Origin of the sequence: Bradyrhizobium sp. 33ap4 (genome assembly GCF_032654765.1) — a bacterium.
Classification (GTDB): domain Bacteria; phylum Pseudomonadota; class Alphaproteobacteria; order Rhizobiales; family Xanthobacteraceae; genus Bradyrhizobium; species Bradyrhizobium australafricanum.
Genome location: NZ_JAUMTJ010000015.1, coordinates 134,031 through 153,870, shown reverse-complemented (window position 1 = coordinate 153,870; position 19,840 = coordinate 134,031). Strand labels below are relative to the sequence as shown.

The window sequence follows — 19,840 nt, the reverse complement described above, 5'->3', positions numbered from 1 at the left end:
TGCTAGTGTCCTTATCGAATCCGAAGTTCGCTCCGAAGGTGCGGCAAATGATGCGAACTTCGGATTCGGGACACTAGAGCGTGAAAGATCATGCTCGAACAAAGACATGAGATCATGATGCGATGCCGTAGACGCGCATCATGATCCATCAAAGAGCAGGCGAGGAGACGTCGTTGCAGTTTCACATGATATCCGGCGGCCCGAAGCCGGTCGCGCCGTTCAGCCACGCGGTCGAGACGGATGGTTTCGTTTTCGTCACCGGCCAGATGCCGGATACGCCGGCCGCACCCGGCCTATTGCCCGAGGGCATCGTGGCGCAGACCCGCGCGGTGATGGAGAATCTGCGCGTGGTGCTTGCGGGCCTCGATCTCGGCCTCGAGCATATCGTGATGTCGCGCATCTATCTGACGCGCTTCAAGGAAGATTATGCGGCGATGAACGAGACCTATCGCCGCTATTTCCCGTCCGACCGCCTGCCGGCCCGCACCTGCGTCGGCGTCACCGGTCTCGCCTATGATGCGTTGATCGAAATCGATCTCGTCTGCCGCCGGCCTGCATAGACGCGCCCGCGAGGGTATGCTCGACCAGACGGAGACCGCCCGACGTCGGCGAGAGCCGCCGTCAGGACTTCAGAAGTGATGGCGGCCGGAGGTCCGGCCGGGCCGGCAGCGGACCTGAACGAGACCTACTCGTCCTTCTTCGTCGGCTGCGACATGCGCTCGAGGCGTTCCTGCATGTCCTTCATCTGGCGGCGAAGATCGTCGATGTTGCCGTCATCGGGCGTGGGCTCCGGCGCCTTGTCGGCCTCGCCGCCACCGCGTTGCGGCACGAACGGCTTGAACATCGAGAAGGTCTGCTGGAACAGCTCCATGTTGCGGCGGACCTGTTCTTCCAGCGGCGCAAACGGTGTCCCGCTCAGCGCGCCCGCGATCTGCTTGCGGAATTTTTCCTGTTCCTTGGTCAGCGTCTCGATCGACTGTTCGAGATATTTCGGCACCACCATCTGCATGCTGTCGCCGTAGAAGCGGATCAGCTGGCGCAGGAAAGTGGTCGGCAGCAGGTTCTGCCCGGCCTTGTTTTCCTGCTCGAAGATGATTTGCGCGAGCACGGAGCGGGTAATGTCGTCGCCGGTCTTGGCGTCATAGACGAGGAAATCTTCGCCTTCCTTCACCATCGCCGCGAGATCCTCGAGCGTGACATAGGTGCTCGTCCCGGTATTATAGAGCCGCCGGTTCGCGTATTTCTTGATCGTGGTCGGTTGTTCAGATTTTGCCATGGGCTCTCACTTCAACACCGAAGAACCTGGAACCCTACGGCATCGCCGCAGGGCAAAATGCAACGCATCGCAGCAAAGGTAAGCATTTTCAAAGCGGTTCGGCTACAGTTTTGTGCTGTGCGGTTAATTCCAAAGCATAGGATTTGCTCAGGAAAGTGCCAAGGGCGTCATTTTGAGTGCGTCGCGGCGCGATTTGCCCGACAGTGCGATTGACATGTCTCAACGAGGTTTACAGGATAGCCGTCAAGAGACAGGCCCGCCAAATCGGCCGCCCGCCGTCGAGAAACCCAGCTACAACCCATAGGAGATGTCCATGTCAGACGATGTCGTCATCGTCAGCGCCGCCCGCACCCCCGTCGGTAGCTTCAACGGCGCTTTCGCCACCACGCCGGCCCATGACCTCGGGGCCATCGCCATCAAGGCGGCGCTGGAGCGTGCCGGCGTCGAGGGCGGTCAGGTCTCCGAAGTCATCATGGGCCAGATCCTCACCGCCGCGCAGGGCCAGAACCCGGCCCGCCAGGCCTCGATCGCGGCCGGCATCCCGGTGGAAAGCCCGGCCTGGGGCGTCAACCAGCTCTGCGGCTCGGGCCTGCGCACTGTGGCGCTCGGCTACCAGGCGCTGCTCAACGGTGATTCCTCGATCGTCGTCGCGGGTGGCCAGGAATCCATGAGCATGGCCCCGCACGCGCAATATCTGCGTGGCGGCGTCAAGATGGGCGGGCTCGAGCTGATCGACACCATGATCAAGGACGGGCTGTGGGATGCCTTCAACGGCTACCACATGGGCAACACCGCCGAGAACGTCGCCAAGCAGTACCAGATCACCCGGTCGCAGCAGGACGAGTTCGCGGTCAGTTCGCAGAACAAGGCCGAGGCGGCGCAGAAGGCCGGCAAGTTCAAGGACGAGATCGTCCCGGTCACCATCAAGTCCCGCAAGGGCGATATCGTGGTCGACACCGACGAGTATCCGCGCCACGGCGCCACGCTCGACGCGATGGCCAAGCTCCGCGCGGCTTTCGAGAAGGACGGCACCGTGACCGCCGGCAACGCCTCGGGCATCAATGACGGCGCCGCCGCCGTCGTGCTGATGACCGCCAAGGAAGCCGCCAAGCAGGGCAAGAAGGTGCTGGCCCGCATCGTGTCGTGGGGCCAGGCCGGCGTCGACCCCAAGATCATGGGCACCGGCCCGATCCCCGCCTCGCGCGCCGCGCTGAAGAAGGCCGGCTGGAACATCGCCGACCTCGATCTGATCGAGGCCAACGAGGCGTTCGCGGCGCAGGCTTGCGCGGTGAACAAGGACCTCGGCTGGGATCCGGCCAAGGTCAACGTCAATGGCGGCGCGATCGCGATCGGCCATCCGGTCGGCGCGTCGGGTGCGCGCGTGCTGGTGACGCTGCTGCACGAGATGCAGAAGCGCGATGCCAAGAAGGGCCTCGCGACGCTGTGCATCGGCGGCGGCATGGGCATCGCTATGTGCGTTGCACGCGACTGAACAAAAGGCAGCGAGGCCGGTTAGGTGATGAAAAGATCATCTGTCAACCGCGAAGCGAGCTGATAAATAAGATGCCCGGCTTTGCGCCGGGCATTTTTGTTTCGAGGGGTTGTGAGTGCGTAGGCCGGAGTTATCCGGTCATAAAAGACGGCCAAGGAGGAAACGGACATGGCACGTGTTGCATTGGTGACGGGCGGAACGCGCGGTATTGGAGCTGCGATCAGCAAGGCGCTGAAAGCGGCGGGCTACAAGGTGGCGGCGAGCTACGCCGGCAATGACGCCGCGGCGGAGAAGTTCAAGGCGGAGAGCGGGATTCCGGTCTACAAGTGGGACGTCGCCTCGTTCGACGCCTGCGCGGCTGGCGTCAAGCAGGTCGAGGCCGATCTCGGCCCGGTCGACGTGCTCGTCAACAATGCCGGCATCACCAAGGATACCGCGTTCCACAAGATGACGGTCGAGCAGTGGAATGCCGTGATCAACACCAACCTCGGCTCGCTGTTCAACATGACGCGCCAGGTGATCGAGGGCATGCGCGCCCGCAAGTTCGGCCGTGTCATCTCGATCTCTTCCATCAACGGCCAGAAAGGCCAGTTCGGCCAGGTCAACTACTCCGCGGCCAAGGCCGGCGACATCGGCTTCACCAAGGCCTTGGCGCTGGAGAACGCCAAGGGCGGCATCACCGTGAACGTGATCTGCCCCGGCTATATCAACACCGAGATGGTGCAGGCGGTGCCGAAGGACGTGCTCGAGAAGAACGTGATCCCGCAGATTCCGGTCGCCCGGCTCGGCGAACCCGAAGAGATCGCGCGGGCCGTGGTGTTCCTCGCCGCCGACGATGCCGGTTTCATCACCGGCTCGACGCTGACGGTGAACGGCGGCCAGTATCACGCCTGACGCGAGTAGCGTCGTCGCATCGCAGGCGCGCACAATCAAGTAGCGAATGCCCGGCCTTGTGCCGGGCATTTTCGTCTTTACAACGCGCCACACGCGAAGGAAGACGTGGCCGGCCGGGACATCGGCGAGCGGCTTCAGACCGCCATCCTTTGGATAGTCATGCCCGGCCACGACGGATTGAATTGAGATGACGACCCGAACTGCCACCCTTGTCGGACTGACCGCCATCCTGATGTGGTCGCTGCTGTCGGTCATGACGGTCGCGACCGGGACGATCCCGGCGTTCCAGCTCGCGGCCATGACCTTTGCGATCGGCGCCGCGGTGGCGTTCGCGAGCTTCCTGTTGCGTCCATCAGCCTTCGGCGCGTTGAAGCAACCGCTCGTCGCCTGGGTCGTCGGCGTCGGCGGGCTGTTCGGCTATCACGCGCTGTATTTCCTGGCGCTGCGCTTCGCCCCGCCGGCCGAGGCCGGGCTGCTCAATTATCTCTGGCCGCTGTTGATCGTGCTGTTCTCGTCGCTGCTGCCGGGCGAGCGGCTTGCGGTGCATCACATCGTCGGCGCGCTGCTCGGGCTCGCCGGCACCGTGCTGCTGTTCGCCGGCAACACCGGCGCCTTCACAAAAGAGCAGATTCCAGGCTTCGCGGCCGCCTTTGTCGCGGCGTTCGTCTGGGCGTCCTATTCGGTGATGTCGCGCCGGCTCAAGGCGGTGCCGACCGATGCGGTGGCCGGCTTCTGCCTCGCGACCGCCGTGCTTGCGGCGCTGGTGCACATGATGGTGGAGACGACGGTGTGGCCCGCGACGCCGCTGCAGTGGCTTGCCGTCGTCGCGCTCGGCATCGGTCCGGTGGGGGCCGCGTTCTTCGCCTGGGATATCGGCATGAAGCGCGGCGACATCCGCGTGCTCGGTGCCGCCTCCTATGCCACGCCGCTGCTCTCGACCGCGTTCCTGATAGCAGCGGGGTTTGCCAAGCCGAGTGCCAATATCGCGATCGCCGCGATCCTGATCGCCGGCGGCGGGCTGATCGCGGCAAAGGACATGGTGCTGAGAAAAAGAACGTAGGATGGGGAGAGCGAAGCGAAACCCATCATCCCGCAGAGTAGATAGGAATTGATGGGTTTCGCTGCGCTCTACCCATCCTACGAAGAGGGTTGTTGCTACTGTTTCACCGTCACCCTGAGGAGGCCGCAACGCGGCCGTCTCGAAGGGTCGACGGCCCCGTCTGTGGCCGATTCATCCTTCGAGGCTCGCCCAGCGGCGCGTTTGCGCCGCAAGGCTCGCACCTCCAGCGACAAAGGCGAAGCCTTTGCGCGGGGATGACGGGAAAAAGCTCTTAAGAAGCGGGCTCCCAGCCCTTTGGCGCCAGCTCGAACTTCGCGAACTCGAATCCCGGCGCGACGGTGCAGCCGACCAGCGTCCAGTCGCCGTTGCTTTCGGCGGCCTGCCAGGCGTGCGCCGGCACGATTGCCTGTGGCTGCTCGCCGCGCGCCACATCCGGCCCGAGCGTGATCGAATGTGGGCCGCCGTCCTGCGCGATCCGCAATGTCAGCGGCGCGCCGGCGTAATAGTGCCACATCTCGACGGCGTCGATGCGGTGCCAATGCGAGCGCTCGCCGCGCGCCAGCAGGAAGTAGATCGCGGTCGAATGCGCACGGCCATTGGCGTCGCCGCGCGCGTCGCGAAACGTCTCGCGATAGTGCCCGCCTTCGGGATGCGGCTGCAGCGCGAGCCGCGCGATGATGTCGGCCGCCGAGAGGTCGGCCATCACGACTTGTTCTTGCGCTCGCGGAGCTCGCCGAACACCAGCGCCGGGTCGGCGCCCTTCATGTGCAGCTTTGCCGCCACCGCCGGCTCGTCGGCGCGCAGGAACACGTTGGCCTTCTTCTCGTCGCCGAGCAGCACCGGGATCGTCGGCTTGTTCTCGGCGCGCAGCTTTGTGACCTCTTCGGCCCGCTTCTGCAGGGCCGGATTGTCGGGCTCTATGGTGAGCGCGAATTTCACATTCGCAGCGGTATATTCATGGCCGCAATAGAGACGGAAATCGTCCGGCAGCGAGCGCAGCTTCAGCAGCGAATCCCACATCATGGGGTAGGTGCCCTCGAACACCCGGCCGCAGCCGATCGAGAACAGCGTATCGGCGGCAAACACCGCCTTCTCGCCGTCGAACACATAGGAGATGTGATCGAGCGTATGGCCGGGCGTCTCGACCACGCGTGCGAGCAGGCTGCCGACCTTGATGACATCGGCATTGGCGGCGCGCAGATCGACATTGGCGATCTTGGCCGACTGGTCGTGCGGGGCGACGACGCGGCAGCCATATTTCTGCTTCAGCTCGGCGACGCCGCCGACATGGTCGCCGTGGTGATGGGTGATCAGGATATCCGTCAGCGTCCAGCCTTCGCGCTCCAGCGCCTTGATGATCGGGCCGGCTTCCGGCGCGTCGATCGACGCGGTCGCCTTGGTCGCGGGATCGTGGATCAAATACCCGAAATTGTCGGTGAGGCAGCTGAAGGTGCGAATTTCGGCGGTCATGATATCTCCACGAACAAACGGGACGGACATTTTCAAAGCATGATGTATTCGAAAGACCGGTATCGACTTTCCCGGGTCATGCTTTTAACGCGCCCAATATAGGGGTGAAATATGGCGTTAACGCTCCGGCGGCAATGCAATTTTCGGCGCACCCGGGCAGCAGGGGGCGTGTTAGGCTAAACACCATGGACGTCATCGACCTGCGCGACTTCTATTCGCAGCGCCTCGGCATCGTGGCGCGGCAGCTGATCAACCGGGGTATCCGCGCGCGGTGGCCGAACGCGGAAGGCCAGCGCGTGCTCGGCCTCGGCTATCCGACCCCCTATCTCGGCCTGTTCCGTGAGTCCTGCGAGCGCTGCATCGCCTTCATGCCGGCGGCCCAGGGCGTGCTGAAATGGCCGACCGGCCGGCCGGCGCTGGCCACCTTGATCGACGAATTCTCGATGCCGCTGCCGGATGCCGCGGTCGACCGCGTGCTGCTGGTGCACGCGCTGGAGATGTCCGATGACCCGGAGCGGTTGCTGCGCGAGGTGTGGCGGGTGCTCTCGCCGTCGGGGCGGCTGATCGCGATCATCCCGAACCGCCGCGGCGTCTGGACGCGCACCGACGCCACGCCGTTCGGCCATGGCCGGCCCTATTCGCGGGCGCAGATCACGCAGCTGTTGCGGCAGACCTGGTTCACGCCGTCGTCGTGGGGCGAGGCGTTGTTCATGCCGCCGGTGCAGGGCAGCTGGTTCCTGCGCTCGGCGATGGCGTGGGAGCGGGTCGGCGCGGCGCTGTCGATGCCGTTCGCCGGCGTGCATATCGTGGAGGCGACCAAGCAGGTCTATCGGGCGATTCCCGCGCGTCGCGAGCGCACGCAGCTGATCCCGTCATTGCGTCCGGTGCTGGTGCCGTCCTCGACGGCGACGCGCAAATCGACTCACGCAGAGTCGTAACACGACCCGAGGCGTGACGCGGACAATTCACCCTCCCCGTGAAGGGAGGGTGACAGATTTTCAGGATTACTCGTTGCCCGGATTGAAGTCGTCGCTCGGTGCGGGCTGCGTCGCCAGGTCGGGGCGCGGGCCGTGCGGACGGCGGCGGCGGCGCGGAAAGCGCTCGCTCCGTTCGCCGCGTTCTGCGCCGCCATTATTGCCTTCATAGGCGCCGTTGACCTGTGGCTGCGCGCCGCCGGTGATGAACGAGGGCAGGCGATCGACGCCGCCGGCATCGGCCATCGCGGGCTGCGGCTGGTTCTGCGGTTGCGGCTGATATTGCGGCTGCGGACGATGCTCGCGCTCGCGGTGCTCACGCGGCTGCTGGTCGCGCTCGCGATGCTCGCGCGGCTGCTGCTGCTCGCGCTGGTACGGCTGCTGGCCGTTGTCGCGCATGAAAGGTTGCTGCTGCTGCGGCACGAAGCCCGGCTCCTGGCCGAAGCTCGAATAGCCGTCGCTGTCGTCGTCGCCGTCTTCGGTCGGGGTGACCTCGGCGTCGGGGCGCGGCGGCTGCTGATTCTGCCGGAACTGCTCCTGCGCGGCCGCGATGATCCGGTAGTAGTGCTCGGCGTGCTGGTAGTAGTTCTCAGCGGCCACCGGATCGCCGGAGGAGCGCGCATCGCGCGCAAGCTGAACGTATTTCTCGGCCACGTGGGAGGCCGTGCCGCGGATCTTGATGTCAGGTCCGTTCGATTCGTACACCCGTGTCAGGGGATTCTGGCCGCGCCGGTTATTGTTGTTGTTATTGTTGTTGTTATTCCGGTTGCGCATCCGCTTGTTGTTCTGACCGTTTCTCATCTGTCGCCTTTTATTCCAGCCCTGAAGTTATTGCAGTCCACAGTCCGATTTCTCAGAAGTCCGATTCCCAGAGTCCGATTCGGCGCGCGCCTAGGCACACGGAATCGCAATACCGTTCGAAGTGGTTTCGATGTCGCCGACCATCTCGTTCAGCAAAGTCGCGTGCAGCAAAGACGCGTTCCCCAACCGCCGGCAATCGCGCCAGCGACCAAATCATTCCGCCCGTTGAGACAGGCTCAGTTCTCGTGCGTAAGTCTTCAAGCGCAATAACAGGCTTTCGTTCGCTTGGCGGTCGAGAGCAGCACAGCTTCGGCTATTGCGCTCTATATGACCTGCGTTCCTGGAACCTTTCGATCGGCGGGCTCTGCTGAACCCTGGTCATCACCCGTAACGGATTACGGGGCCAGCACCGATGTTGTGCCCGGAACGTAGTCGTTCCCGGGGGATAATCCAAGAGGTTTTTTTTCGTTCCAATAGGACTTTATCGGGGCAGCCGGCGGGCGGAAACGGCCCTCGGGATGCCCCCCAGATCGGCCTTTGGCGGCCCCGTTGGGGATAACCCGGATGCCGTCATCAGCGCTTCAACGTCGCCGCTCTGACCCTGTCCGACTTCCACAACCAGAAATCCTCCTGAGGTCAAAAGACCCGCAGATTGCGAAATCAGCGCGCGGTAGGCGTCGAGCCCGTCGGCACCGCCGTCGAGCGCCGCGCGCGGATCATGCGCGCGCACCTCGATGTCGAGTCCGGCGACGTCGGCCGAGGGGATGTACGGCGGATTGGACACGATCAGCTCGAACGCGCCGACGAGCCCGCGGCCGTAGTCGCACTCGATCCATGTCGTGCGATCGGCGAATCCGAGCGCGGTGGCGTTGCGGCTCGCGGTCTGCAGCGCCTCCGTCGAGATGTCGGTGGCGAAGCCATGCGCGTTCGGCAGTTCCGAGAGCAGCGCCAGCAGGATCGCGCCAGAACCGGTGCCGAGATCGGCGATCCGCAAGGCGCGCTCGGCCACCCCGTCGGCGCGCAGCAGTTCGAGTGCGCGCTCGACCACCGTCTCGGTGTCCGGGCGCGGCACCAGCGTCGCGGCGGACAGGTGCAGCGGCAGTCCCCAGAACTCCTTGACGCCGAGGATGCGCGCGACCGGTTCGCCGGCGAGGCGGCGCTGCGCGAGGTGCTCGAGGCGATCGGCTTCGTCCCTCGTCAGCGCGCGCTTCGCGCCGGTGATCATGCCGGTCAGATCGAGCCCCAGCACGGCGCCGACCAGCAGTCGCGCATCGAGCTCGGCGGCGTCGTGGCCGGCCGCCTTGAGGCGGGCGGCGAGGCTGCGCCTGATGCTCTCGACAGTCTGGCCATGTCCTGCGGGTTCGCTCATGGCGCGTTGTTAGCCGATGGTCGATGCGGCGTCGATATCACTTGCGCCCCGTGCGGCCGGCGCGCACGGTCAGAATCTGAACCTAGCGATCCGGAACGCGCGACCATGACGGGCTATGACGATCAGAACATCTTCGCCAGGATCCTGCGCGGCGAGGTCCCGAGCTTCAAGGTCTACGAGACCGACCGGACCTTTGCCTTTCTCGACATCATGCCGCGATCGCCGGGACATACCCTGGTGATTCCGAAGGCGCCCGCGCGCGGCATCCTCGACATCGCGGAAGACGACCTCGCCGCGGTGGCGCGGTCGGCCAAGCGCATCGCCATCGCCGCGATGAAGGCGTTCGCGGCCGACGGCATCATCATCCAGCAGTTCAGCGAGCCCGCCAGCGGTCAGGTGGTGTTTCACCTGCACATGCATGTGATGCCGGTGAAGGCCGGCGTCGCACTGCTGCCGGCGCAGACCGTCAAGGCGGAGATGGATGTGCTCGCCGATCACGCCAGGCGGATGATCGCGGCGCTGGGTGGGTGAGCGGATGGCCCGGTCCGACGCGGGAATGCCGTAATCCCTATCCCGAGAGGCCATGCGCAATATCGAGTTCGTCATTGCGAGGAGCTCGCGACAAAATTTGTAAAGCAATTTTGCGCTGTAGCGACGAAGCAATCCATCCATCCGCGCATGCGGACCGATGGATTGCTTCGCGGAGCCTGTCATCGGGCGTGCGTTCGCGCGACCCGTTGGCTCGCAATGACGGCGGAGAAAGTGACGCGCCCTAAACCCCGAGATAGCGCTGCAGAACATCGGGCTGCGCCTTGATCTCCTGCGCCGGCCCTTCATGGACGATGTGCCCGTTGTTGATGATGTAGATGCGCTGCGCCAGCGCGAGCGTCGCGGCGAGGTTCTGCTCCACCAGCACGATGGTCTGTCCGGCCTCGGCGAGATCGCGACACGCCTTCATCAGGTCGCGCACGATCACCGGCGCCAGGCCCTCGAACGGCTCGTCGAGCAGGATGATCTTGGGATCGCGTACCAAGGCGCGCGCGATCGCCAGCATCTGCTGCTCGCCGCCCGACAGGTCGGTGCCGCGGTTGCCGCGCCGCTCGCGCAGCCGCGGGAACATCTCGTAGATGCGGTCGAGCGGCCAGCGCTGCGAGGCGGTCAGGCCGGCGATCACGAGGTTCTCCTCGACGCTCAGGCTGCCGAAGATACGGCGCTCCTCATGGACCAGCTGCATGCCGGCTTGCGCGATCTTGTGGCTCTTCCGGCCGGAGATCTCGATGCCGTCGAACATCACCGAGCCGCGGCGCGGGGTCACCACGCCCATCAGGCTCTTCAGCGTCGTGCTCTTGCCGGCGCCATTACGCCCGAGCAGCGCCACCACCTCGTTGCGCTCGACGCGCATCGAGACGTCGAACAGGATATGGGAATCCCCGTAATAGCTGTTCAGTCCGTTGACCTCGAGCAGGCTCATGCGGCGAGCACTCCATGCACGCCGCCAAGATAGGCTTCCTGGACGGTCGAGTTGTTCTTGATCTCTTCCGGCGTTCCCTCGACCAGCACGCGGCCCTCCTGCAGCACGGTGACGCGCTCGGCGAGCTCGAACAGCGCATCCATGTCGTGATCGATGATGATCATGGTGCGGCCCTGGCTGATCGACTTCAATAGCTTGACGGTCTCGACGCGTTCGCGCGGGCTCATGCCGGCCAGCGGCTCGTCGAGCAGCAACAGGCTCGGCGACGTCGCCAGCGCCAGCCCGATCTCCAGCCGCCGCTTCTCGCCATAGGCGAGCTCGGACACCGGCGTATCCGGCCTCGATGTGAGATTGACCAGCTCGAGCGTCTGCTGCACGCGCTCGGACAGGCCGGGAATGCTGTCGATGCTGCGGAACAGGTCGAGCTTGAACTTGCCGCGCAGCGCCGACAGCGCCGCGATCACCAGATTCTCGCGCACCGTCAGCCCGATGAACAGCTGGTTGACCTGGTAGCTCTTGGTCAGGCCGAGCTGACAGACGTCGGTGACATTCATGCCGGTGATGTCGCGGCCCTCGAACAGGATGGTCCCCGAGGTCGGATGCACCTCGCAGGTCAGCATCTTGAAGAAGGTCGACTTGCCGGCGCCGTTCGGGCCGATGATGCCGCGCAGCTCGCCGTGATTGACGGTGAAGTCGATGTCGCTGTTGGCGAGCAGGCCGCCATAGCGCTTGGTCAGGCCCCTGGCCTGGAGGATCGGGCCGGACGGATTGCCGCCGGCGCGAGCCGCCACCGGCTTCGGCGCGGCGGGCGCCGTGGCGTGCCGCTCGCTTGCCACGGCGACGACCTCGGGTGCGCTCTCCTCCGGCTCCTTGGCGCCGCGCTGTCCGGTCAGGAGGCGGTAAAGATCGGCGAGGCCGCCGATGATGCCGCGGCGCAGGAAGCACACCAGCAGCACGAACACGATGCCGAGCACGAGCTTCCAGGCCGCGCCGAGCCCGAGCGCCGCCTGCAGGAAGTCCTGCAGCGACAGCCACACCGCGGCGCCGACCAGCGGCCCGAACAGCGTGCCGCGGCCGCCGATCGCGGTCTGCATCACGAGCTGGCCCGAGGTGTCGAAGGTGAACGCGTCGGGCGGCATGAAGGCCTGCAGCACGCCGAGCAGCCCGCCGGCAAAGCCGGCATAGGCGGCGGCGATCACGAAGGCGGTCAGCTTGTAGCCGTGGATGTTGTGGCCCACCGCGGTGGCGCGCAGCGGGTTGTCGCGGATCGCGCTGAACACGGCGCCGACCGGCGAACGCACGATGCGCAGCGCGATCACGACGCCGATGAAGTAGCACAGCGCCAGGAACTGGTAGAGCGACCAGCCGGTGGTGAAGTGCAGCGTGGTGAAGCCGAGACTGAAGCTCGGGGTCGGTACGCCCGGCAGCCCGTTCTCGCCGCCGGTGAAGTCCGACAGCGGATTGAACTCGACGAAGAAGAACACCTCGGCGATCGCCACCGTGATCATCGCGAAGTAGATGCCGGTGCGACGCAGCGCGATCAGGCCGATCAGATAGCCGGTGGCGGCGGCCGCGATCATGCCGATGACGAGCGCGAGCACGACGTACGGGAAGCCGGCGCGCGTCAGCAGCCAGGCGGCGACAAAGCCGCCGGTGCCGTAGAAGGCCGACTGGCCGAACGACAGCAGGCCGGTGAAGCCGAACAGGATGTCGAAGCCGAGGCCGAACAGACCCCAGACCAGGATCCGGTTCACCGTGTTGGGCGCGAAGCCGAGCCACGGCAGCACGAAGGGCGCGACGATCAGTCCGGCGGCCGTCAGGAATTCGATCAGGTATGGGCGCTGTTTAAGCATCTAAATATCCGTCGTCATTCGCGGCCCTGCGTGCCGAGCAGGCCGTGCGGTCTGAGCACCAGCACGAGCGTCATCGCCGCGAACAGCATGACGTAGGCGTAACCGGGGTTGAACATCGAGGTGATGCTGATGATCTCGCCGGCGATCAGCCCGCCGAGGATGGCGCCGGGAAACGAGCCGACGCCGCCGATCACCACCACCACGAAGGTCTCGACCAGGATGTCGTCGCCGACACCCGGCGTCAGCGACACCACCGGTGCATTGATGATGCCGGCGAAGCCTGCGGCCATCGCGCCGATGCCGAACACGATCATGAAGACGCGGTAGACGTTGATGCCGAGCGAATCGACCATCACCGAATCCTCGATGCCGGCGCGCACGATCATGCCGAGCCGGGTGCGGTACAGGATCAGGAACAGCGCGCCGAGCGCGACCGCGACGATGCCGACGACCGCAAGCCGGTAGGTCGGGTAGAACAGGAAGCCGAGCGAGGTGATGCCCTGCAGCAGCGCCGGCGGCGGCACCACCTGCGACTGGCTGGTGAAGATCAGCCGCACGATCTCGACGAAGCAGATGCCGAGGCCGAACGTGACCAGCAGCTGGTCCTCATGCGGGCGGTGGTAGAAGTGGCGGATGATGATCCGCTCCATCGCAATCCCGAGCACCATCACGAACAGCGAGCCCGCGATCACGGCGAGAATGAACGAGCCGGTGTAGGAATAGGCCACGTATCCGGCGTAGCCGCCGATCATGAACATGGCGCCGTGGGCGAGGTTGAGCACCCCGAGTGTGCCGTAGATGATCGTCAATCCGGAGCTGATCAGCGCGAGCAGCGCGCCGAGCGCCAGTCCGTTGAAAAGTTGCGAGACGAAATTTGGCCAGTGGATCATGACGCGCGTTCACTTAGCCGTATACCTGGCCCGGTCAGTGGAGGATGCGCTCCGAGAAAAGCGGCGCCGCGGGCCGGGTCGCCCCGCCCACGGCGCCGAGTCTTCCCACGTTAATCAGGTGTAGTCGCCGAGATGGCAGCCGAACGCATCCGGCTTCTGCATCAGACCGTCGCCGGGGACGATCTCGATCACCTCGTAATAGTCCTCCTTGTTCTTCATCTCCTTTTCCATCTTGCCGCGGACGATGACGACGGGGCGGACGCACTGATGATCCTCGGGGCGATAGTGGACGTCGCCGACAAGCGAAGGCAGCGTCTCGCCCTTCTCATAGGCCTTGATGACGTCGGGCGGATAGAAGCTGCCGGCCTCCTCGACCATGCGGGCCCAGTGCGCGAAGCTGACATAGGCATTCTCGGCGCCCCATTCCGGCTTGTATCCGTACTTCTTCTCGAAGGCCTCGTTGAACATCTTGGCCAGCGGATATTTGTCCTCGATGGTCCACCAATAGTCGGTCGCGGCGTAGACGCCCTGCATCAGGCCGCCGGTCTCGCGGGCGATGAACGGCACCTGGTAGGGCACCACGAGCTTCATCTTGTCGAGCACGCCGAACTGCTTGGCCTGCTGCGTCGACAGCACGGCATCGTGACCCCAGTTGACGTTGATCAGCACGTCGGCGCCGGAGTTCGCGACGTTGAGCAGATAGGACGAATAGTCCGGCGCGCCGAGCGGCGAGACCTGGTTGGTGACGGTGGTCCAGCCCGCCTGGGCGAGGTAGTCCTGCATCGACTTGGTGACGGTGTGGCCGTAGGTATAGTCGGGCGTCAGGTAGGCGGCCTTCTTGTTCTTGCCGAACTGCTTGATCAGCACCGGCGCGATCGCCGCCGCGGCGGTCTGGCCGAAGAAGTTCTGGCGGAAGCCGTAGCGCACGCAATCCTTGCCGGTGGTGTCGTTGGAGCCGGAAATGCCGCAGACGAAGATCACCTTCTCGCGCTGCGCCAGCTTGTTCAGCGCCACCGCGACCGCGCTCGACGTGCCGCCGGTGATCATCACCGCCTTGTTCTCGGAGATGAAGCGCTGCTGCGCCTGCACGGCCTCGTTCGGCTTCGCCGCGGAATCCGCGACGCCGAACTTCAGCTCCTTGCCGAGCACGCCCTTGCTGGTCTTCGGCGAGATCTTCTTGATCAGCTCGTGGCCGCTGTTGATGTGCTCGATCGCGAGCTGATAGCCCTTGAGCTCATCCTCGCCCTGCACCGCATAGGTGCCGGTGCGCGGGACCGAGATGCCGATGAACGCCGAAGAGCCCGACGAGCCCGCGGGATAGGTTCCGATCGCCGGGTGGTCCTCGGCGAAGGCCCGCGATGCGATCGAGGCCGGCAGCACGCTGCCGCCGATCAGGCCCGCGCCGGCTTGCAGCAAAGTGCGGCGCGAAACGTTCGGGGCACTGCCCGGCCGAAAATCCTTGGTGCTCATCGCTCAGTATCCTCCAATTATATTGATTGTTGGCGCGCATGCTCACTCGTCGCCTGATCGGATCGATCGGCGGCACGATGCGCCGGCTGCAATCGAGCAGCCTGTCACAGCTACAATTCCCCACCGGCATATTTAGTCAATGTCACCTTTCGTCGAATCATATCGACCTACGATAGAATTTATATCGTTCTACGATGTATCGAGGGTTTACCGACCGGGGGCGGGTCCTGTAAGTGAGGGAGCGATGATCCAGGAGCCTTCAAGTCGCACCGGAGGTGCCGGAGAGCACGTCGTGTCCGAGCACGGTGGCGCCGGGCAATCGGGCAGCCTGAGCATTCGCGCGATCAACGTCCTGAAGGAACTGGCGGTCGAGCTGCTCGACGAAGTGCCGCCGAAGGTGGGCTGGACGCCGCCGGACGATCTGCTGCGCCTGCTCACCGCGCGCCATCTCGCGACGGCGCGAAATTGCGGACGGCAAACCATGCGCGAGATCATCGCTTGGGCCGAGACGCGCGGGATAACGATCCCGTCTCCGCATCACACCGGCAAGTCGTTGTCGGAGGTCTGGGGCGATCTGGTCGCGCGTGCCTCGGCCGGGCATCTCACCAGGAGCGAGATCACCGAGGCGCTGGAGAAATCCATTCGCCGCAGGAGCCCGCGGATTCCGGTCGCGTTCCAGATCGTGCTGCTGAAAATATTGAGCTCGACCTACGATCACTGGCCGCAGCCCTGAGCTTGCGCGGCCCCGCCGCTCGATCGTCAAACCGTTGAAACATGAGTGGAAGGGCGACCGGTAGTATGGTGCGTTCGGCGCGGGCTTGATAGCGTTGCACGGCGTCTGCCGTCCGGCGGAGCGAGCCAGCAGCAGGACGATCGAATGCCGCAACCAAAGCAACGACGAGCGCTCGCCGGCGCAACCAAACGCAAGGCCGTGGCCGCGACGGTGGACTACCGGGCGCTGGCGCAGTTTCGCTACGAGTTGCGCAGGTTTCTCGCCTTCAGCGAGGAGGGCGCCCGGAAGGCCGGAATGACGCCGCGGCAGCATCAGGCGCTGCTCGGCATCAAGGGTTTCGTCGATCCCGGTCCGCCGACCGTCGGCGACATCGCCCGGTTCCTGCTGATCCGGCATCACTCCGCCGTCGAACTGATGAACCGCATGGCAAAGCTCGGGCTGGTCAGCCGCCTTGCCGATCCCGACGACGCGCGGCGGGTTCAGCTCAAGCTGACGGCAAAGGGTGAGCAGAAGCTCCAGGCGGTCTCGAAGAAGAACATCGAGGAACTGCGCCGCGTCGCGAGCCCGGCGTTGCGCCGCTTGCTGAAGTCTTCGCCGTCTTCCGAAGAGGACTGAGTGCAGCATCCGCCGGCGCAAGCGGCGGCGCGCGTCAGGCCGCGGCGCCCTGCGCGGCGAGCTGTGCCGCCTGGTGCTCGGTGGTCAGCGCGTCGATCAATTCGCCGAGCGCTTCGCCCGCGATCACCTGCGGCAGCTTGTAGAGCGTCAGGTTGATGCGGTGGTCGGTGACGCGTCCTTGCGGGAAATTATAGGTGCGGATGCGCTCGGAGCGGTCGCCGGAGCCGACCTTCTCCTTGCGGTCGGCGGAGCGCGCCGCCTCGACGCGCTGGCGTTCGGCATCGTAGATGCGCGAGCGCAGGATGTTCATCGCCGACGCCCGGTTCTTGTGCTGCGAGCGGCTGTCCTGCATCATCACCACGATGCCGGTCGGCAGATGGGTGATGCGGATCGCCGATTCGGTCTTGTTGACGTGCTGGCCGCCGGCGCCGCCCGCGCGCATGGTCTCGATCCTCAAGTCGGTGTCCTTGATATCGACGTCGACGTCCTCGACCTCCGGCAGCACGGCGACCGTGGCGGCCGAGGTGTGGATGCGGCCCTGCGTCTCGGTGTCGGGCACGCGCTGCACGCGGTGCACGCCGGATTCGAATTTCAGCTTGGCGAACGCGCCGCGGCCCTGCACCTCGGCGATGATTTCCTTGTAGCCGCCGACGGTGCCTTCGCTCGCCGAAATCACCTCGACCTTCCAGCCCTGCAAGGATGCGAAGCGCTCATACATCCGGAACAAGTCGCCGGCGAACAGCGAGGCCTCGTCGCCGCCGGTGCCGGCGCGGATTTCCAGCATCACGTTGCGGTCGTCCATCGCGTCCTTCGGCAACAGCGCGATCCGGATCTGCTGCTCGAGCTCGCCGAGCCGCGCCTGCAGCGTTTCCAGCTCGGCTTCCGCCATGCTGCGCATTTCGGCGTCGGTCCCGGCATCCGCCAGCATCGCCTCGGTATCGGCGAGTTCGCTACGTGCGGAACGATAGAGCTTCACCGCGTCGATCAACGGGTTGAGCTCGGCGAGCTCGCGCGTGATCTGCACATAGCGCTCGGACTTGACCTCGCCGAGCAGCTCGGCCTCGAGCGAGGCATGATGGGCGAGCAGGACGTCGAGTTTGGCTTCGGGTAGCATGGCGGTATCTCGAATTGCGGAAGGTACGGAAGGGCGGCAGCGGCGACGGCAGCGTCGCTACAAGGCCAGCCCCTCAGTTTCCGCAAACTTCGTCAGCGCCGCGCGGATCGAGACGCTGCCGACCGGCGCATCCAGCAGCGGATTGATCATCGCCTCGGCCTTCTTGGCGTCGAGGTCGAGGATCAACGCCTTGACCGGGCCGTGCGCAGTTGCCGACAATGAAAGCGAACGGTAGCCGATTGCGATCAGCGCCAGCGCGCCGATCGGCTTCGAGGCCATCTCGCCGCACAGCGAGGCGGCCTTCTTCGCCGCCTTAGCCTTGCGCACGATGTCGCGCAGCGCGCGCAGGATCGGCGCCGAGAGGATGTCGAAGCGTTCGGAGACCTTGGCATTGCCGCGGTCGACAGCAAACAGGAACTGGAACAGATCGTTGGAGCCGACCGAGACGAAGTCGACCTTCTTCAGGAGTTCGTCGAGCTGGTAGAGCAGCGCCGGCACCTCGACCATGGTGCCGATATCGATCCGCTCGGGCAGCGAATGGCCGTGCTGGCGCAGATAGGTCAACTCGCGCTCGACGATCGCCTTGGCCTGGTCGAACTCGGCGATATCCGAGATCATCGGGAACATGATCTTCAGCGCGCGGCCGCCGCCGGCGCGCAGCAGCGCGCGGATCTGGCCGCGCAGCAGGCCGGGACGGTCGAGGCCGAGCCGGATCGCGCGCCAGCCGAGCGCGGGATTTTCCTCGATCACGGTCTCCATATAGGGCAGCGCCTTGTCGCCGCCGATGTCGAGCGTGCGGAAGGTGACGGGCTTGGAGCCCGCGGCGTCGAGCACGGTGCGGTACAGCGCGAGCTGGTCGCTGGAGCGCGGCAGGTTCGGGCTCACCATGAACTGCAATTCGGTGCGGAACAGGCCGATGCCGGCGCTGCCGGTGTCGTCGATATGCGGCAGGTCGATGGTCAGGCCGGCATTGATCAGAAGCTCGATCGGCTGGCCGTCCTTGGTCACGCAGGCCTTGTCGCGCAGCGCCGAATATTGCGCCTGCCGCCGCGCCCGGAACCGGACACGCTCGGCATAGGCGGATTCGATCTCGGTCGAGGGGCGGACATAGATCTCGCCGGAAATGCCGTCGACGATGATGGCATCGCCCGGGTCGGCGATGCCGGGCGCGTTCGGCACCTCGCCGACCGCGGGAATGCCGAGCGCGCGCGCCACGATCGAGACGTGGGAATTCGCGGTGCCTTCCTCCAGCACCAGGCCGCGCAGCCGCTTGCGGTCATAGTCGAGCAGCGCCGCCGGGCCCATCGCGCGGGCGATCAGGATGGCGTTGTCGGGCAGCTGCTCGCGCGACGGCGCATGGTCCTGGCCGACCAGCTGCCGCATCAGGCGATGGCCGAGATCCTCGAGGTCGTGCAGGCGGTCGCGCAGATAGGGATCGGTCGAGCGCAGCATGCGCGCGCGGGTGTCGGACTGCACGCGTTCGACGGCGGCTTCCGCGGTGAGGCCGGTGGCGACCGCCTCGTGCAGCTTGTGCGACCAGCCCTGGTCGTTGGCGAACATGCGGTAGGCTTCCAGCACCTCGCGGTGCTCGCCGCCGTCGGCGACGTCGCCGCGCTCCAGCATGCGGTCGAGATCGGCGCGCAGATTGGCGAGCGCAGTGTCGAGCCGCTTGATCTCCTTCGGCAGATCCTCGGCGATGTAGTTGGTGATGACGACGCGCGGCTCGTGCAGCACGACGTGGCCGAGCGCGATGCCGTCGGAGAGCACCGCGCCGGTCTTGTGCAGCGAGTGCCGCGCGGCGGGCTCGGCGCCGGGCTGCGCCAGCGCGGCAAGCTCGCCGGAGGCGATCATCTCCGCCAGCACCATGGCGGTGGTCTGCAGCGCCTCGACTTCTTCCTCGACATAGGTGCGCTTGGCGCGGTTCTGCACCACGAGCACCCCGAGCGTGTTGCCGGCGCGCAGGATCGGCACGCCGAGGAACGAGTGGTAGGCCTCTTCGCCGGTCTCCGGGCGGTAGGCGAAGGCGGGATGGCTTTGCGCGTCGGACAGGTTGAGCGGCGTCGCCTCGCTGGCGACGAGGCCGACCAGGCCTTCATGCGCGCTCATCACCGTGCGGTGGACGGCGTCGCGGTTCAGACCTTCGGTGGCATAGAGTTCGAGGGTGTTGTCGATGCGCAGCACGTAGCAGGAGCAGACCTCGGCCACCATGTTGGCCGCGATCAGCACCACGATCTTGTCGAGCCGCTCCTGGGCGGAGACTTGCTCCGCCATGGTCTCGCGGAGCCGTCTCAACAGGATGCGGGGGCCTCCCGACGCGCTCCGCATATGTTTCAGTCCCTCCCCACGTAGCCAGCGCAC

Annotated in this window: 19 protein-coding genes; 8 read left to right on the top strand and 11 right to left on the bottom strand. The window is 65.4% G+C overall.

Annotation, left to right across the window (positions count from 1 at the left end):
• Positions 1-173: 173 nt before the first annotated feature.
• Positions 174-560 (top strand): RidA family protein, encoded by a 387-nt coding sequence (locus tag Q2M23_RS14105; protein ID WP_076824761.1) that lies wholly within the window; start codon positions 174-176, stop codon positions 558-560.
• 125 nt (positions 561-685) lie between these two features.
• Here the strand turns inward: Q2M23_RS14105 and phaR are convergent, their stop codons facing one another.
• Positions 686-1,276 carry a polyhydroxyalkanoate synthesis repressor PhaR gene (phaR, locus tag Q2M23_RS14100; protein WP_057015574.1) on the bottom strand — a complete coding sequence of 197 codons (591 nt, stop codon included), beginning with the start codon at positions 1,274-1,276 and terminating at the stop codon, positions 686-688.
• 313 nt (positions 1,277-1,589) lie between these two features.
• On the opposite strand from phaR, the gene Q2M23_RS14095 reads away from it, so the two are divergent.
• From Q2M23_RS14095 to Q2M23_RS14085, 3 genes are all read left to right on the top strand, one after another.
• Positions 1,590-2,768: an acetyl-CoA C-acetyltransferase gene (locus Q2M23_RS14095; RefSeq protein WP_057015573.1), complete on the top strand. Its 1,179-nt coding sequence runs from the start codon at positions 1,590-1,592 to the stop codon at positions 2,766-2,768.
• A 168-nt stretch (positions 2,769-2,936) separates the two neighbouring features.
• Complete coding sequence (gene phbB / locus Q2M23_RS14090; RefSeq protein WP_016841131.1) at positions 2,937-3,662, top strand: acetoacetyl-CoA reductase; 726 nt, start codon at positions 2,937-2,939, stop codon at positions 3,660-3,662.
• A 187-nt stretch (positions 3,663-3,849) separates the two neighbouring features.
• A complete protein-coding gene (locus tag Q2M23_RS14085) occupies positions 3,850-4,722 on the top strand; it encodes a DMT family transporter (protein ID WP_057015572.1) in 873 nt (290 codons plus the stop codon).
• 271 nt (positions 4,723-4,993) lie between these two features.
• Here Q2M23_RS14085 and Q2M23_RS14080 read toward each other — a convergent pair whose 3' ends face one another.
• The gene (locus tag Q2M23_RS14080) at positions 4,994-5,425 is read right to left on the bottom strand and encodes a cupin domain-containing protein (protein ID WP_253638096.1); all 432 of its coding nucleotides are present in this window, start codon (positions 5,423-5,425) and stop codon (positions 4,994-4,996) included.
• Positions 5,425-6,192, bottom strand: a complete 768-nt coding sequence (gene gloB, locus Q2M23_RS14075) for a hydroxyacylglutathione hydrolase (protein WP_092083095.1) — start codon at positions 6,190-6,192, stop codon at positions 5,425-5,427. The genes Q2M23_RS14080 and gloB overlap by 1 nt, the downstream gene beginning before the upstream one ends.
• Positions 6,193-6,377: 185 nt before the next feature.
• Here gloB and Q2M23_RS14070 point away from each other — a divergent pair, with 185 nt between their 5' ends.
• Positions 6,378-7,130, top strand: a complete 753-nt coding sequence (locus tag Q2M23_RS14070) for a class I SAM-dependent methyltransferase (protein ID WP_028343579.1) — start codon at positions 6,378-6,380, stop codon at positions 7,128-7,130.
• A 66-nt stretch (positions 7,131-7,196) separates the two neighbouring features.
• On the opposite strand, the gene Q2M23_RS14065 is transcribed toward Q2M23_RS14070, so the two are convergent.
• Both Q2M23_RS14065 and prmC read right to left on the bottom strand, forming a co-directional pair.
• On the bottom strand, positions 7,197-7,967 hold the full coding sequence (locus Q2M23_RS14065) for a DUF4167 domain-containing protein (protein ID WP_057015569.1): 771 nt from the start codon (positions 7,965-7,967) through the stop codon (positions 7,197-7,199).
• 481 nt (positions 7,968-8,448) lie between these two features.
• Positions 8,449-9,336: a peptide chain release factor N(5)-glutamine methyltransferase gene (gene prmC / locus Q2M23_RS14060; RefSeq protein WP_316395909.1), complete on the bottom strand. Its 888-nt coding sequence runs from the start codon at positions 9,334-9,336 to the stop codon at positions 8,449-8,451.
• A 105-nt stretch (positions 9,337-9,441) separates the two neighbouring features.
• Between prmC and Q2M23_RS14055 the strand changes: the two genes are divergently transcribed.
• Complete coding sequence (locus tag Q2M23_RS14055; protein ID WP_057015567.1) at positions 9,442-9,867, top strand: HIT domain-containing protein; 426 nt, start codon at positions 9,442-9,444, stop codon at positions 9,865-9,867.
• A 241-nt stretch (positions 9,868-10,108) separates the two neighbouring features.
• Here Q2M23_RS14055 and Q2M23_RS14050 read toward each other — a convergent pair whose 3' ends face one another.
• From Q2M23_RS14050 to Q2M23_RS14035, 4 genes are all read right to left on the bottom strand, one after another.
• Positions 10,109-10,807 carry an ABC transporter ATP-binding protein gene (locus Q2M23_RS14050; RefSeq protein WP_316395908.1) on the bottom strand — a complete coding sequence of 233 codons (699 nt, stop codon included), beginning with the start codon at positions 10,805-10,807 and terminating at the stop codon, positions 10,109-10,111.
• Positions 10,804-12,660, bottom strand: coding sequence for a branched-chain amino acid ABC transporter ATP-binding protein/permease (locus Q2M23_RS14045; protein ID WP_316395907.1), 1,857 nt, complete (start codon positions 12,658-12,660; stop codon positions 10,804-10,806). Before Q2M23_RS14045 ends, Q2M23_RS14050 begins: the two co-directional genes overlap by 4 nt.
• Positions 12,661-12,674: 14 nt before the next feature.
• Positions 12,675-13,550, bottom strand: coding sequence for a branched-chain amino acid ABC transporter permease (locus tag Q2M23_RS14040; protein WP_316395906.1), 876 nt, complete (start codon positions 13,548-13,550; stop codon positions 12,675-12,677).
• Positions 13,551-13,664: 114 nt separating this feature from the next.
• Positions 13,665-15,020, bottom strand: a complete 1,356-nt coding sequence (locus Q2M23_RS14035; RefSeq protein ID WP_076824712.1) for a substrate-binding protein — start codon at positions 15,018-15,020, stop codon at positions 13,665-13,667.
• A 292-nt stretch (positions 15,021-15,312) separates the two neighbouring features.
• Between Q2M23_RS14035 and Q2M23_RS14030 the strand changes: the two genes are divergently transcribed.
• Both Q2M23_RS14030 and Q2M23_RS14025 read left to right on the top strand, forming a co-directional pair.
• The gene (locus Q2M23_RS14030; protein ID WP_316395905.1) at positions 15,313-15,753 is read left to right on the top strand and encodes a hypothetical protein; all 441 of its coding nucleotides are present in this window, start codon (positions 15,313-15,315) and stop codon (positions 15,751-15,753) included.
• A 144-nt stretch (positions 15,754-15,897) separates the two neighbouring features.
• Positions 15,898-16,368, top strand: coding sequence for a MarR family winged helix-turn-helix transcriptional regulator (locus Q2M23_RS14025; RefSeq protein WP_057015561.1), 471 nt, complete (start codon positions 15,898-15,900; stop codon positions 16,366-16,368).
• Positions 16,369-16,402: 34 nt separating this feature from the next.
• Here the strand turns inward: Q2M23_RS14025 and prfA are convergent, their stop codons facing one another.
• Entirely contained in the window at positions 16,403-17,482 is a 1,080-nt protein-coding gene (gene prfA / locus Q2M23_RS14020) for a peptide chain release factor 1 (protein WP_018269196.1), read from the bottom strand.
• A gap of 57 nt (positions 17,483-17,539) precedes the next feature.
• The gene (gene ptsP / locus Q2M23_RS14015) at positions 17,540-19,807 is read right to left on the bottom strand and encodes a phosphoenolpyruvate--protein phosphotransferase (RefSeq protein WP_028343590.1); all 2,268 of its coding nucleotides are present in this window, start codon (positions 19,805-19,807) and stop codon (positions 17,540-17,542) included.
• Positions 19,808-19,840 lie beyond the last annotated feature (33 nt).